This is a genomic window from Chitinophaga pinensis DSM 2588, from assembly GCF_000024005.1.
In the GTDB taxonomy this organism is placed as follows: domain Bacteria; phylum Bacteroidota; class Bacteroidia; order Chitinophagales; family Chitinophagaceae; genus Chitinophaga; species Chitinophaga pinensis.
Window position 1 is genome coordinate 912,617 of sequence record NC_013132.1, and the last position, 16,085, is coordinate 928,701.

Annotated in this window: 11 protein-coding genes; 3 read left to right on the plus strand and 8 right to left on the minus strand. The window is 45.7% G+C overall.

The features are described from left to right. Positions 1–65 precede the first annotated feature (65 nt). Positions 66–4,745 (plus strand): anti-phage protein ProA, encoded by a 4,680-nt coding sequence (locus CPIN_RS03700; protein ID WP_012788427.1) that lies wholly within the window; start codon positions 66–68, stop codon positions 4,743–4,745. Here CPIN_RS03700 and CPIN_RS03705 read toward each other — a convergent pair whose 3' ends face one another. From CPIN_RS03705 to CPIN_RS03740, 8 genes are read right to left on the minus strand one after another with little or no spacing between them, the layout of a single operon-like run. Continuing rightward, positions 4,746–5,876 (minus strand): VWA domain-containing protein, encoded by a 1,131-nt coding sequence (locus CPIN_RS03705; protein ID WP_012788428.1) that lies wholly within the window; start codon positions 5,874–5,876, stop codon positions 4,746–4,748. It abuts the gene before it with no gap. A gap of 7 nt (positions 5,877–5,883) precedes the next feature. Then, entirely contained in the window at positions 5,884–8,127 is a 2,244-nt protein-coding gene (locus CPIN_RS03710; RefSeq protein WP_012788429.1) for a DUF5682 family protein, read from the minus strand. A gap of 9 nt (positions 8,128–8,136) precedes the next feature. Continuing rightward, complete coding sequence (locus CPIN_RS03715) at positions 8,137–9,213, minus strand: ATP-binding protein (protein ID WP_012788430.1); 1,077 nt, start codon at positions 9,211–9,213, stop codon at positions 8,137–8,139. A 42-nt stretch (positions 9,214–9,255) separates the two neighbouring features. After that, positions 9,256–10,704 (minus strand): DUF5691 domain-containing protein, encoded by a 1,449-nt coding sequence (locus CPIN_RS03720; protein ID WP_012788431.1) that lies wholly within the window; start codon positions 10,702–10,704, stop codon positions 9,256–9,258. A gap of 5 nt (positions 10,705–10,709) precedes the next feature. Continuing rightward, positions 10,710–12,014 (minus strand): SWIM zinc finger family protein, encoded by a 1,305-nt coding sequence (locus CPIN_RS03725; RefSeq protein ID WP_012788432.1) that lies wholly within the window; start codon positions 12,012–12,014, stop codon positions 10,710–10,712. 39 nt (positions 12,015–12,053) lie between these two features. Further along, positions 12,054–12,395 (minus strand): hypothetical protein, encoded by a 342-nt coding sequence (locus tag CPIN_RS03730; RefSeq protein WP_012788433.1) that lies wholly within the window; start codon positions 12,393–12,395, stop codon positions 12,054–12,056. Positions 12,396–12,448: 53 nt separating this feature from the next. Beyond that, positions 12,449–13,411 carry a carotenoid biosynthesis protein gene (locus CPIN_RS36300; protein ID WP_012788434.1) on the minus strand — a complete coding sequence of 321 codons (963 nt, stop codon included), beginning with the start codon at positions 13,409–13,411 and terminating at the stop codon, positions 12,449–12,451. A gap of 9 nt (positions 13,412–13,420) precedes the next feature. Continuing rightward, positions 13,421–14,713, minus strand: coding sequence for an MFS transporter (locus CPIN_RS03740; protein ID WP_012788435.1), 1,293 nt, complete (start codon positions 14,711–14,713; stop codon positions 13,421–13,423). A gap of 78 nt (positions 14,714–14,791) precedes the next feature. Between CPIN_RS03740 and rpiA the strand changes: the two genes are divergently transcribed. Both rpiA and CPIN_RS03750 read left to right on the plus strand, forming a co-directional pair. Further along, positions 14,792–15,466, plus strand: coding sequence for a ribose-5-phosphate isomerase RpiA (gene rpiA / locus CPIN_RS03745; RefSeq protein ID WP_012788436.1), 675 nt, complete (start codon positions 14,792–14,794; stop codon positions 15,464–15,466). Between the two features lie 18 nt (positions 15,467–15,484). Continuing rightward, positions 15,485–16,051: a methyltransferase family protein gene (locus CPIN_RS03750; protein WP_012788437.1), complete on the plus strand. Its 567-nt coding sequence runs from the start codon at positions 15,485–15,487 to the stop codon at positions 16,049–16,051. Positions 16,052–16,085: the final 34 nt, after the last annotated feature.

Consider the following 16,085-nt stretch of genomic DNA (forward strand, 5'->3'; position numbering starts at 1 on the left):
AATTATCGTCAATAATCGTTCTTAACATAAATTATCATTTTTTTTGTTCTTACAACGAACTGTACATGAAGGAATCAATCCTTATTAAACTGGAGGCCTCCCGCCGGGAATTACTGGATCTGGGACTACGTAACCCCTTATTGAACTACCGTTTACCCGTAAGTCGTGGAGTACATATCGAACAGGAAAGCATCACCAATATCTACGAAGTACTGGTGAAGCAGAGCAAGGCAATGACCTTCCTCCCCAAAACTGATGTAAAAGAAAACAAAGAGGTAGCAGCCGAAGTAACAGAACCGGTAGTATTACCTGAACCCATCACTTTACCTGAACCGGAAGAAGTGGTACACGATACCCGTTTACAGACGACTGAAACAGCTGCTGCTTTACAAAACAGGTTACTGAATACTTATTATGCTGCGCGTACCAGTCTGGAAGAACAGGGTGTCAATATCCTGTTCCTGACATTAGGTATGTTAAAGTGGTATGAAAAGGATAATGGAAAGGAAGCGCGATATGCGCCCCTGATTTTGATACCTGTTTCATTAGAACGTTCCAGCGCAAGGGAACGTTTTCGTTTACGCTATACAGGTAGTGATGTGGAAATGAATCTTAGTCTGCAAACGAAGATCAAAGCTGAATTTGGTATCATATTACCGGACATGCCTGAGTCAGAAGAAATAGCTGTCACAGATTATATACAACAGATAGATGCTGCTATCAATGGAATGGACGGATGGGAAGTGATCACTGATGCAGTTGAATTAGGATTTTTCTCATTCGGAAAACTGATGTTGTATCATGACCTGGATAGTGATGGGTGGCCTGCTGATGAACAACCTGCTAATCATCCGATCTTGCAGAGTTTATTTGGTGATGGATTCTCTGAAGGTGCGCCTGAGGTACCGGAGGATGCATTCATCGACACAGAAACATCTGCACATGAATTACACCAGGTAGTAGATGCAGATGGTTCTCAATTACTCGCGATGTTAGCAGTACAGGAAGGACGCAATCTCGTTATACAAGGCCCTCCGGGTACAGGTAAATCACAAACCATCACCAACCTTATCGCGAATGCAATAGGTGAAGGAAAGAAGGTGTTGTTTGTAGCCGAAAAGATGGCCGCGCTTGAAGTGGTAAAACGCAGACTTGATAGTATACAATTAGGAGATGCTTGTCTTGAATTACATAGCCACAAGGCAAACAAAAAGGAATTACACCAGGAGTTGAGAAAAACACTGGAGTTACGTAAGCCTGCTATCCTGCAATTACAACAGGAAGTCACATTACTGAATGATTATCGTAAAGAACTAAACGATTATAGTATTGCGGTGAATACACCGGTTGGTGAAAGTGGTATAACACCACAACAGCTGATGGGCTACCTGTTACAACTGAAAGAACAATTTGTAGATATTACATTACCGAGGATCGCGATACCTGATATAGATAGCTGGAATGCTTTAAACATGCAACGTGCAGAAGCAATGGCCGTCAGAATTGAACATCGTTTAAAGGAGACAGGTATGCCATCTTCTTTATTGTTCTGGGGTATCGGATTGACAGTACTGGTTCCTGCTGAACAAGACAGACTTATTCCTGTTTTACAAAAAGCACTGGATACAACAACAACGCTGCAACATGAAAGTGCGATCATTGCTGGTCAGGTAGGATTGCCCATGCCATTAAACAGAAAGAATAGTATGGACCTTTCTTTCTTTGTACAACTGGTATCTGTGCGTCCTGATATAACAGGTGTACAGTTAAGACATCCTGCCTGGTTGCAACAGAAAGAAGATATCAAAGAACTGTTGCAAACAGGAAAACGTTTACGTCAGTTGCATCAGGCATATGATGCTATACTTATTCCGGAAGCCTGGGAACAACAGGTATTGGAAATAAGACAGAACCTGCTGGCCTATGGGGATAAGTGGTATAAATTCCTGAAAGGAGATTATAATAAAACCAATCGTCAATTGGCTGCTTTATGTAAAACAGCTCCACCTGATGATCTCCCCGGAAAACTGGCTTGTATAGATGCGATACTGGAAGCAAGAAGATTAGAAAAGCAAATCCAGGAACAGGAAACACTCGCAAAGGAATTATTCCAGCAACGTTGGCAGAAAGGACAATCCAGTTGGGAAGTATTGGAGACCATTACTAATTATGTGACGGAAGTACATAAGCAGATTAGTTACGGTACATGTACTGCTGTCATCCTGGATTATCTCGAAAAGAATGAGCCGGTAGAAGTAGCCAAACGTTATTATGATACGTTGTTGAGAGCATTGCAGCAACAAGGCGCAGCAATTGATGCTGTAATTGCTGCTTTTGCATTCAATGAACAACGTCGCTTCAGAGATGTTACGCCACTGCTGCAACGTCCTTATGAAGAACAGATCGTATTGATGCAATCATGGATAGATGGATTGCCGGATATACATCATGCAATCTCCTGGAATAACCTGGCAGATACTGCGAAGACGGAAGGCTTGCAGGTATTGACAGAAGCAGTCGCTTACTGGCCGGAAGCAGTAATTGCATTAAAAGGAGCATTACGGAAAACATGGTATGAATACCTGTGGGAAAAGGCACTCATGACACATGCTTCCATCAGGAAATTTGAAAGATCAAGTCATGAGGCAGCAGTCAAACAATTCGTAAAATTAGATACGCTTAATCTGCAGTATAACAGAGCACGTGCAGCGTTGAAACATTATGATGGTATTCCGCCACTGGAAGCCGGCGGACAGGTAAACGTACTGCGTACCGAGTTTAATAAGAAGGCCAGACATATGCCTATCCGTAAATTAGTACAGGCTGCAGGATTGGCAATACAGGCGATCAAACCTGTGTTCATGATGAGTCCTCTTTCTATTGCTAATTTCCTTCCACCGGGTTCACTACAATTCGATCTTGTCATCTTTGACGAAGCAAGTCAGGTAAGACCGGTGGATGCATTAGGCGCATTGCTGAGAGGAAAACAATTGGTGGTTGTAGGTGATAGTAAACAGTTACCGCCAAGTAGTTTCTTTGATTCATTGATGAAGGAAGTAGATGATGAAGAAAACGTAACTGCAGATATGCCGAGCATACTGGGTATGTGTGATGCACAGGGTGCTCCGCAGAGAATGTTACGCTGGCATTATCGTAGTCGTCATGAATCGTTGATCACCATGTCCAATCATGAATTCTACGAGAATAAACTGGTGATCTTCCCGAGTCCGGGTGCAGCACATCAGACGGGGTTAGTTTATCATCATCTGAAAGAAGCGACATACGATCGTGGTAAAACAAGAACCAATCAGCAGGAAGCAGACGCGATCACTACAGCGGTAATTGAACATGCAAAACGACATCCTGAAATGAGTTTAGGTGTGGTTGCTTTCAGTACGGCGCAGATGCAGGCGATACAACAATCGCTTGAAACTGCCAGAAAGAAACTGCCTGAGCTGGAATCATTCTTCAAAGCACATGCGCATGAACCATTCTTTGTGAAGAACCTGGAGAATGTGCAGGGGGATGAACGTGATGTAATATTTATTAGCATCGGATATGGTCGTACGCCTGAAGGAACCCTTAGCCTGGCATTCGGACCACTGAATAACGAAGGCGGAGAGAAGCGACTCAACGTATTGATCACACGTGCGAAACAACGATGTGAAGTATTTACAAACCTGACTTCAGATGACATCGATCTGAATAAAACCGAGAGTGAAGGTGTACGTGCATTAAAGAACTTCCTGTATTTCGCACAACATGGTTCTATGCATCGTTCTTATACAGATGGATTACCTGCGAATATTCCTTTTGAATCATTGGTGGCCGAACAACTGACCACCGCCGGTTATAATGTAAAGAAACAGATTGGCAGCAAAGGATTCTATATTGATCTGGCGATTGCTGATCCGGAACATCCGGGTAAATATACTATGGGTATCATGTGCGATGGCGCTGCTTATCATTCTGCCCGTTCTGCGAAAGACAGGGATAGATTACGGCAGCAGGTACTGGAAAATATGGGATGGAATATCTATACCGTATGGAGTACTGACTGGTTCCGTCATCCTGTACGTGAATTGAAAAGACTGATTGCTGCGATTGAAGACGTACGTACAAATCAAGGAGAAAACCAGGAAGCAATAGTGCCTTCAGAAGACTATACAATGCTAAGAGAAGATGAGGAAGAAGGGGCAGATGTACCATTATATGAAATGGCAGTACTACCGGAAGAAATCGCATTGAAAGATCTGCATCAGCATCCGGCAGATAAACTGAGATCCTGGCTGGAGATGATCGTGCGGGTGGAGAGTCCGGTGCATGTAGAAGAAGCAACGCGTAGAATACTGGATGCCGCAGATGTATCACGTGTAGGGGCCAGAATTCGTGAAGTATTGAAACAGGCTATTGCAGATGCGGTGGGGAATGATACGGTTGTGGTAAAAGAGGATTTCCTCTGGGATGCAGAGATGGAAAAACCATTGATACGCAGCAGGGCGAATCTTCCATCTGCCTCACGGAAGATGACTTATATAGCACCGGAAGAATTAGGAGCAGTTGTAGAGAAAACAGTGCAGGATGCGGTAGCAATCACTGTAACGGCGGCGATACCTGTTATAGCAAAAACATTGGGCTTTGCACGGGTAACAGAAGATCTGCGGACTGATTTGCAGGAGGCAGTAGAAAAAGCCCTGGCAGATGGTATCATCTACCAGGACGATGAATGGTTAAAAGTGAAGTAGTTATTTCTTTAGTATAAAATCTTCTCTGGCTGCCCAGTTGTTGATATCCTGTTTACTCAACGCAGCAGCCATCAGATCAGGAAATTTATCGGGCGTACAGGCAAACACCGGAATACCCAGATTGGACAGAAATTGTGCATTACCGTGATCATAAGCCGGAGCACCATCATCGTTCAAAGCAAGTAATACGATGACCTGTACGCCCGCTGCTGTTAATTCAGTTGCACGTTTACGCATCTTGTCGTCACTACCTCCCTCAAACAGATCAGTGATCAGTACCAATACAGTATCTGCCGGACGGGTAATGATCTGCTGACAATAGGAGAGTGCCGCCTGTATATCTGTACCGCCACCTAGTTGTACACCAAATAAAAGATCAACAGGATCTTTCAGTTCTTCTGTTAGATCAGCAACAGCAGTATCAAATACCACCATACGTGTTTTTATCGCAGGTATGGAAGCCATCACAGAACCGAAGATACCGGAATAGACGACAGAAGAACCCATCGATCCACTCTGATCAAGACAAAGTACTACATCTTTCAGTGAAGTAGTCCTACGACCATAACCGATACGCGTTTCAGGAATAATCGTTTTATACTCCGGTTGATAGTGCTGTAGATTTTTAAGGATCGTCGCGTGCCAGTTGATCTCATTATGACGGGGCCTTCTGTTACGGATACTTCTGTGCAAACTACCCGTAATCGCTTGTAATGTAGGTTGTGTCAGCTTTTTCAGCAGTTCATCCACTACCCGTTTTACAACCTGTCTTGCCGTATCACGCGTCTTATCAGGAATGGCATGTTTCAGTGTCAATAATGTAGCCACCAGATGTACATCCGGTTCTACATTTTCCAGCATTTCCTTTTCAAACAACATCTGTGTAATGTTCAGACGTTGTAAGGCATCACGTTGCATAATCTGTACAACAGATGCCGGAAAGAAGGTACGGATATCGCCCAGCCAGCGGCTGACATTAGGAGAAGATGCACCAAGGCCTCCTTTCTTTTCGCTGTCATACAGTGCTTCCAGTGTTTTATCCATCTGTAGCTCTGTGCCGCTGAGTGAATAGCCGGTACCGTCCGATTCATTACCACCGAGTACCAGCCGCCATTTATTTAAATCATCCATATCAATATTATTTAACGCCTAACATTTGCAGCACGACAGGAATACCTTTCATTGCTCTTGTGGCATCGATGTTTTCCATCGTGTGCTGGGATACACCGGTAGTACCACTGACACCACCTTTTGCTTTTTCTCCCAGCTTTCTTCTTTCTGCTTTTGTAAAACCGGAGAAGGTTCTGCGTAACAATGGAAGCAGTTGTTTGAACGCATCTTCTTCCAGTTGATGCATCCAGTTATATACTACTGTCCAGAGATCATTGTCTACCAGCAATAATGTGCCGCTGCCTTTCAGAAAACCTTCCAGCCAGGCAGCCGCAATAGCAGGTGCCGTAGCTGCCGACATCGCATAACTGAATACTTTTACCAGGTCATTACCTGAAAGCTGTCTGTGATCGGCCAGTAATCTTGTAGCATAACCACCGATAACAGGAGCGGAGCTGTCATTGCGTGCGATGTAAGAGATGGTCTGTTGCCATTGCGTAGTCAGTTCAGGATCCTGTAATATGAGCAGGGCATCATTCATATTATAGATCAACTCCAGTAATTCTGCAGCTGCATCATCAGCAATACCGATACAGGCAGCAGGTAAACTGACGCAGATACGTGTGATCATACCCGCTACAATACCGTCAACCAGTGTCGCATCTGTTTTCCGCACGTTACCATAACGGCTGATCTGTACCAGGCCCGGAATAACCGTCATCAGTTGCATCACATCACCGGTAGCAGCAGCCAGGTTATTCACCTGTTGTACGAGAGCTTCTATTGCATCATGCAGTTCCGCGGGAATAGCTGTTTCCAGCAGCGTACAGACTTCTTTTAAAGAGGTCGCTGTTTTTGCCTGATGTTGTACATATTTAGAGGCGGCTTCTTCTACCGTATTCCCCCAGCTTCCCTTCTCAATGATATCAATTGAGAATCCGGGATCCCATTGTAAACGCCATTGCTCTTTAAAGGTACCTTTACCCGAAGGTCCGTAACGATGTCCCCAGCGGATGTCCAGCATCTCCATACGATGCAGCAGGATACTACGTTCAAGATCAGTATCCTTACGGAGATCGAGTACATAGTCTTTATAATCAGCTGTTTGTGGCAGCCTTAATTTCTTTTGCAGTTTTTCGATATCCGTCTGTAATGGCGGACGAGGAATATCCGTAGGAACTTCTCCTATCTTATCACTAACAATCAGTTCTTCATTGATCAGTTGTAAGAGAATATCTTCTCCGTTACAGAGTACGCTGAGTGTTGCTTCATTCAGTTCTTCCAGACCAGCTTTAGGTAATCCTCTCAATGCAGTAAGCGCATTGGCCAGTCGCACCGCTTCCATTACGTGCGCTACAGAAATATCTTTCTGCTGTTCACGGAAAAGGCGGGCTACTCTTGACATCCAACGGGTACCGTCGTCATCATGATAACGCCAGTTATGTTCGTACCATCCGGGAGAATTGATACCGGCGCCATATCCGCTGTTATAACTGAGACGGTTGTATGTCCAGGGTATCCAGGTTGTAGCTACTTTGACTTTCGGCAAGCCTTTAAGCAGTTCATTATCATCTTTAGCCTTACCCATATTCAGCAGGGCAGGCGTATGCCAGGCGCCGCATACGACGGCGATTTCTGTATACATTTCCCTTTCCGCCTGACGGATAGTTTTACGCATATGCGCTTCACGCAGTTGTTCTTCACGGTCGTAAGGCAGATGCAGATCCTGCCGGAGCGCCTGCATACCTTCAGCAACAGCAGTAAATACAGCTTCCGGATCCTGCCTGTATTCGAACATATGTTCCCACCATTTCTCTTCATCTGCAAAACCAGCTGCACCTGCGAGATAGGCAACAGGGTTTCTTCGTACGATATTCGTATCAGGAATATAAGGCGCCAGACTATTGTTAAGCGAAGGGGCTTCCGCTTCTGGTTTTGGCGCTTTCTCTGCTTTCAGTTCAAACTGATGTGCCATAGGCAGATCCATGAACCGAACAGGAATATTATTCCTGCGGGCATAAAGAATAGCTTGCCATTCAGGAGAGAATTCAGCAAACGGATAGAATACTGCTTTCTGCGGTGCATCAGGCTGATAAGCCAGGATAGCCACAGGTGGTTTCAGCAGATCATTACTAACCCATTCCAGAATGCTGTCAGCTTCCGGTGGCCCTTCCACCAGTACGATATCAGGTTTAACTTTTTCAAGATATTCCTTCACATGTCTGGCAGAGCCGGGTCCGTGATGTCGAATGCCCAGTATGTGTGTTGACATATGAATTGTTTATAGGTCGCGGCAGGCGCGGTAAATATCTTTCCAGTCTTCTCTTGTTTTTACGACAGTCTCCAGGTATTCCTGCCATACCAGTTTATCCTGTACAGGATCTTTCAGTACAGCACCGATAATGCCCGCAGCCAGATCAGCTGCTTTCAGCTGACCATCGCCGAAGTAAGCAGCCATAGCCAGACCATTATTCACTACAGAAATTGCCTCTGCTGTACTCAATGTACCGGAAGGCGCTTTGATCTTTGTTTTGCCATCCACGGTCACACCATTTCTCAGTTCACGGAAAATGGTCACAATACGACGGATCTCTTCCAGTGCAGGTTTCTCTGCCGGCAGGTCCATCACTTTCTCATAGCTTTCCACACGACGACGTACGATATCTATTTCTTCTTCCATGGAGTCAGGTACAGGTAGAATAACCGTATTAAAACGGCGTTTCAGGGCACTGGAAAGATCGTTTACACCCTTATCCCTGTTATTGGCTGTCGCGATGATATTAAACCCTTTCTGTGCCATTACAGCGGTATTCAGTTCTGGTACCGGCAATGTCTTTTCGGATAAAATAGTGATCAGCGTATCCTGTACATCCGCACTGATACGGGTCAGCTCTTCAATTCTGACAATCTTACCAGTCTGCATACCACGCATCACCGGTGTTTCCACCAATGCTTTTTCAGAAGGTCCTTCTGCCAGTAAGCGGGCGTAGTTCCAGCCATAACGGATGGCTTCTTCACCGGTACCTGCGGTACCCTGTACGATCATAGTAGAATCTCCGCTGATAGCAGCCGCCAGGTGTTCGCTTACCCAGCTTTTTGCAGTACCTGGCAGACCGTATAATAACAGCGCTCTGTCTGTAGTCAATGTAGCTACCGCAATCTCTATCAGTCTGCGGTTACCGATATATTTAGGCTGTATTTCAAATCCGTTTTTCAGGGTACCGCCCATCAGGTAAGTCACAACAGACTGCGGCGACAGTATCCAGTTGTAAGGACGTTTTTCATTGTCCTGTTTTTTCAGCTCTTCCAGTTCTTCAAGGAACAATTGTTCTGCATGTTGACGTAATACGTTGGACATCTTTATATGCTTGAAAAGGTGATTGTTTTGTGTTGAATGCGTTTATTTGAATGCGTTGGCGATCTGTACTTTGCAGGAGATCAGTTTGCGTATATGATCGCTGGTATTGCGCCATGTACCGTGATAAGCGGGTTCCTCCGGTGTCAGTTTATCCAGTTCATCTGTAATAGCCGGAGGGAGTTGTAACACGTGCTTATCAAAGAAATTGCGGGTGTACTGATAAGGGTTACGCGCCATCCATTTGAGTACTTCGCCGGTAAGGTTAAGTCCCCATTCTTCCGTGCGGTTACTGAGATAATTAATCACATCCTGCGGATAGGCAGGAAACAGGCGCAAGGCATATTCCTCCTGTTCGGCAGCAGGTAATAAAGGAATGACGTCGGGATAAAAAGTGGTACTGGTGGCTAATAATAAACGGAGCCAGGCAGCATCTTTAAAACGACCCGCAGCAAGTATCAATGCAGGAATAAACCGTTTACCGAGATCATCATTCTGAAAGAGCGTAATGACTTCTTCCTTATCCGCACTGAAGTGTGATTCCCACCAGGAGGGAGGAACACTTCCTACCAGCTGAAAAAGGATATAGGCTTCTTCACTGAGATGTTTTTCATTACTCAATGTTGCGATACCAGAATCAATAATGATCTTATCCAGGGGTAATTGCAGTGAGATTTGCAGTGATTGCTTAGCACCACGTGAAACGGCCTGTTGCAATATCTGCCAGTAGGTCTGCACGATAAATGAAGCAGGGATCTGTTTCAGCAATGCCCATATTTCATCCTTTACTTTCTGGTTTTTCTCCTGTAAAGATTCTAACCAGCGCAAATCATCCTCGCCGATGTTGGTACGCATGATCTTCAGGAATTCTGTTCTGGCAGAAGTATTTTCCTGTGTCCATGTCTGCATCAGCCATTCCCGTCCTGTACCCGGATAGGATTGACGCATTTCCTGTAATACTTGTCTGCGGTCTTCTGCACTGCCTGTTTGCCAGCGATCTTCGTTGCTGAGCGCAAAAGGAAATTGCCAGTCCGCATTCATATTACTTAACCACTGACCACGTTTTCCACATACTGCCATTGTCAGGTGACGAATGCGTTTCTGAGAAACAGCGGTTTCCAGTAATACCGGTATATATTCCGGTACTACGATCCGGCCTTTATCATAACATGCTTCCAGCCAGTAATTGACCAGTGGCAGGAGATCCATATCAAGCGCATCCTGTAATGCGTAGATAGCCGCTTTGTTGCAATAGGGTTTCTCTTCAGGCGGTGCTGCGGACAAAGGAACGCCGCTGTTCTGTTCCGCACTGACGCCACTCTGACGATAATTCAGTACGACCGCTGCGATGTGCAGAAACTGTGTTTCCGCATCGAGTGATCGGTCCTCCATGATAGTAGCGGCAACAGTCGCTAGGTCTGTCGGGAGTTCCGCAGGAGACAACTGTTTTTTGCCTGTACCCAGGAGGGCTGTATTAATGATATTATTCCACATGTCCCTTATAACAATTTATAGACGCCGTCGTGCCAGACGCCCAGGGGTTCATATTCCTGTTCCTTACCCAGCAATGCCATATCCAATGGTTGACCACCACTGAGGGAGAGCAGTTTCCAGATATTACGGAAACCGTCTATCACAGGCATGATCTGATCGTTGCTGTCTTTCAGCCACCATTTCATATTGTGCTGAACAGGCGTTAGCTGTTGTACAATATAAGGGCGTTCGCTGCGGACAGGCATCTTCTCTACCAGTAAAGTTTCTGCGGCTGTTAGTTCCTGCCAGCCGGGAAGACCATAGGTATCCTGGAGATTGTTGTTGGTAACAGGTTCTTTGATCAGCGCCCTCAACGGAATCTCGGAAGGATAGAACACCAGTTCTGCTTCGATAGACATACCTGCCGTTAACAGCAGTTGTGGTCTGGACATACCTCTTGCATAGAACTGGAGTACCAGTGCCGGCTGATAGGAATGAAGGCCATAAAGCCAGTATTTCTCGGTGGTAAGATTATCTTCTTCGGTGACTTGTTTGTTGAGAATCAGCCAGGTATCTTTTGTGCCCTTCTCTTGTCGCAAAGCTTCCTGACTTTGCGTGAATCCGACAAGGGTGCGAAGCTCCTGTTGTAACAGGGTAGGAAGTGTTTCTCCCTGTCTGAAACCCTGGATAACGAGATAAATACGGAGCAATTGTTCCATGAAGGTATGTTGCCAGCCTTCACTATAGAAATTGATCTCTGAGAGGCCACGTACCATCGCCGCCAATCCGGGCGCCTGTGCATCCACCATACGGCGGGCCATGGTTTCCCAGTAGGAGGCGCCTTTTTCCGGTAATTGCAGCAGGCCGTTACGGATGATATCTTTCATCCAGAGCAGCAGTTCGTGGATACCATCTTCCACTTTCTGCTGACGGGCCAGTTGCCGTTTATCGCGGGCAGCTTCGTCTACCGGTTTTTCTTCTTTTTCCTGTTTCTTGATTTCTTTGCCGGCTCTTTTTTCCAGCCATTCACTGACCCAGGAAGGAGGCGTGTTGTCAGTGAAGGTAGCGGACTCACGGGCATACAGCAACATGAGGCCAATACCATGTTTGCACGGAAATTTGCGGCTCGGACAACTACATTTGAAAGCGGTTCCGGCGAGGTCTATCTGGGTTTGATACGGTTTGCTGCCACTCCCCTGGCATTCTCCCCACAAGGCATGTTCATTCGCCCCTTTACTCACCCATTTTGCTGCACCAGCCAGGGCCTTTCCGGCTTTCCTGGAAGCTTCGTCCGGTGCTAAGGAAAGCACCTGTTCTTCTGTTAGGAGCAATGGATATAAGATTTAAAAAGTATTGTATTACAAACAATGTTACGCCAGCAATACCTTGTATATTCTGGAATATAACATCACGAGATAGGTGATCAGGATAACTGAATTTAATACGAGTAACCAGTTGACGTCAACCTGCTGGTATTTGTTCTTTTTACAGAGAATCGCCAGCCAGAGAAAACCGATTAAAAGAACTACCGGGAATACCAGCGTCCATTTATTTGTAATGATCAGGTGTGCATTAGCGATACGGTCATTCCATCCCTGGTCATTTCCTGCTACCAGCGGAAGGATACCCATGAACAGCACGATAACAAATATTCTCACAGCTGTTTTAGCAGCCGTTTTACTGATTTTCTGACTCTTACTTTCCTGTTGCATTGTTTCTTTAAGTTTTAAGTAGCGACTTGATTGCTAAGTTCGGGATTAAACTATTACGATCCTATTGCAGCTTTACGAACGGGAAGTAAATGTATCCACCAATGTATTGTGATGCCAGTCAATAGATTGAGTACACAGAAAAAGGTCATCCGGGCATTCTCTGCCGCAAAGCCACCAATAAACAACCAGGCAAAAAAGTAAAGATGAAACCAGGCAGGTACCAGCCAGGTCAAATAGGGTAATGCCGGAGCATGTAATGTTGTTCGCTTTCTGAATCCCCATATGGTCAATACAGGTAATAAGGCCAGGAGGAAGATCAGCTTTTCTTTACTTCTGATGTGAAACTGGTCGTTCAGCCAGGTCGCCATTGGAAACAGTGTGATCCAGAGTGCGACCTGTGAAATAAGGATCGATAATAACGGCGTAAGTGCCTGCCAGATCTTCCGGACTATATTATTGCGGAAACGGACCTTTTCAAGTGTACGTGCAAAACTGGAATAGAAAAACACCACACACAGCCATCCGAAGAAATTGCCATAAGGCACACCAAACCATTGGGCGGTCAGCGGATCCGGGAATTCCGGTCTGTTAGCCCAATCCCAGTGCCACATATGCAGCCGGTAGGCAACAACATCCATACTGAGGTCTATACTGAGCGCCAGCAAGGCGTCAAATGCGGCTGCCGCTATTAAGGGAAGTCCCCGGCTGTCGGAGATAAGTCTGGAGGTATAAATGATAATACCCCATCCCATACCGATACAAACAGGGATATTATCAGGCGCATGTCCCAGCATGAGCCAGAACTGCCCGTATTTATAACCGGCATTGGATACGACGTTTACATATTCCAGTAACAAACCGAAACCAAAGCCGCCCAGCATATAGGCCACATGTCCTGTCCCTCGTTTCCAGGCATATAAAAGGGTCAGAATGAACAGTATTACCATACAGGATTCTGACAGGGGGTAACAGATTGCAGGAGGAATGCCATAAGGCATATTGGCGTAAGGGAACATAACAATTATTTATCGTTGTTCTTTGTCCATAAACGAAGTGTGCTTCGTGTCTCTCACAACAGCATAAACGATCAGGGAAATAAAGATACAACCGGTAATATACCAGTAGTACAGGGATTCATGTCCTACGTTTTTGAAATATAAAGCAATGTACTCAGCCGTACCACCAAACAAGGCGACAGTCAGCGCATAAGGAAGACCTACTCCCAATGCCCGGATCTCGGCAGGGAACATTTCCGCTTTTACTACCGCATTGATAGAAGTATAGCCACTTACAATGATCAGCGCGGAAAGAATGAGGAAGAAGGCCGCCCATTCGGAGGTCGCATGACTGATAGCGGTAAGGATGGGTACTGTTAATAGGGAACCCAGTATACCAAAGCCAAGTAATAAAGGTTTACGGCCGATTTTGTCACTCAGCATACCAAAGAGCGGTTGCAGACAGGCATATATCAGCATGAGGAAAAAGGTAAGCAGGGTAGATCTTTCCTTGGTAAGATGTACGGTATTTACCAGGAATTTCTGCATATAGGTGGTGTAGGTGTAAAAGGCCAGTGTACCACCCATGGTGAGTCCGACTACCGTCAGTACTGCCCTGGGATGCTCTTTCAGGAGAATCATTACCGAGCCTCGTTTTTTATCCTGTTTTTCAGCGCTGACAGTCTCCTGCATATGCTGACGGATGACAAGGGCAAAGAGGGAGAGAACGGCGCCAATTACAAAAGGAATACGCCAGCCCCATTCATGCAGTTGCTCCGGACTCAGAAACACTTTTTGTAGCAGCAGCTGAATGCCAAGCGCAATGAGTTGTCCGCCGATAAGCGTCACATATTGAAAGCTGGAATAAAAGCCTCTTTTATCGGGTGTGGATATTTCGCTTAAATAGGTAGCAGAAGTACCGTATTCTCCGCCTACACTCAAGCCTTGCAATAACCTGGCCGTCAGGAGGATGACCGGAGATAAGATGCCGGCTGTGGCGTAGGTAGGGGCCAGGGCGATCATCATACTACCGAGTGACATGAGCAGTACGGAAAGTGTCATGGAGACTTTCCTGCCTTTCCGGTCGGCAATACTGCCAAAGAGCCATCCACCGATAGGGCGCATCAGAAAGCCTACGGCAAAAATTGCGGCAGTATCGAGTAACTGGGCGGTAGGGTTGCTCTTGGGGAAAAAGACAGGAGCAAAGTACAGGGCGAATGCGGCATAGGCATACCAGTCGTACCATTCAACGAGATTACCGATGGAGCCTGTAAAGATCGCTTTGATGCGGTGAGCGGTATCGCTTTTTTGATATGTATTCATTATTGATAGGAGCGTGGCTTCCAAAAATAATACAATCGGGGCAATAGTCTTATATTGCTAAACAATTAAAGGATAATCATGGACACGATCACAAAAGCAAAGAAAGCAGCCGGAGAGAAGGCTGCATCGTTGGTACAGCCCGGTATGTTAGTAGGATTGGGAACCGGGTCAACTGCTTACTGGGCGATAGAAAAGATTGGTCAGATGGTAAAGGAAGGATTGAATATCCGTGCGGTAGCTACCTCCGTTGCCTCAGAACAACAGGCAATCGCCTTGGGTATACCCATTACCTCTTTCAGCGAAATTCAGCAGCTGGACATTGATATTGATGGTGCAGACGAGATCAGTGAAGATTTACAGATCATCAAAGGTGGCGGTGGCGCCCTGTTGCGCGAAAAGATCGTCGCACACGCCAGCAGAAGGAAAGTGATAGTGGCCGATGAAAGAAAATATGTAAAGACACTGGGTAAATTCCCGCTGCCGGTAGAAATTATTCCGTTTGGCTGGGAACTGGTGTTCAAAAGCATACAAGCCCTGCAAGGCGCTCCTACTTTAAGGACCAGAGAAGATAAACCTTATATTACAGACAACGGTAACTATATCCTCGATTGTATGTTCGGCGCTATAGAACACCCGGAACAACTGCATCATCAGCTGAAAGCGATGACAGGTGTTGTGGAAACCGGTCTGTTTATCAACCTGAAACCAACCGTGATTATTGCATATGAAAACGGTGAAGTAAAAACCCTCTAATACCTGATATTTCTTCCTATGTATGAAACCCTTCATCAGATTATCGCTGCTATCTGGATATTGTCGGAAGTGCTGCTGAACCGGCTTGTCAGGTCGTCTCAGTCAGATAAGACACGGGCAGATAAACAATCGCTGCGTTTTATATGGATCACGATCATGATCGCATTACCCCTGGCGCATATATTGTCGCGACAATTTCATGTCCTGCCGATCAGCAGTTCTCCCGTGATTGTACAGGCGGGCCTGATAATGATCGTAGTGGGTATGATCTACCGGTTTATTGCCATCTATACATTGGGACGGTTCTTTACGGTGGACGTAGCAATCCGTAGTGATCACAGAATAGTCAGAAAGGGAATGTACAGATTCATGCGTCATCCTTCTTACCTGGGATCGCTGTTGTCTTTCCTTGGGAATGGCTTTGCGCTGAATAGCTGGGTTGGGCTGGTAATCGGTTTTGTACCGGTACTGCTTACTTTTCTGTACAGGATGAAGGTGGAAGAAGAGTTGCTGGTCAACAATTTCGGACAGGAATATATAGACTATAAAAAGGATACCTGGAAATTAATACCGTTCGTGTACTGATACCGGTGACATGGACGTATCTGTTAACACATAA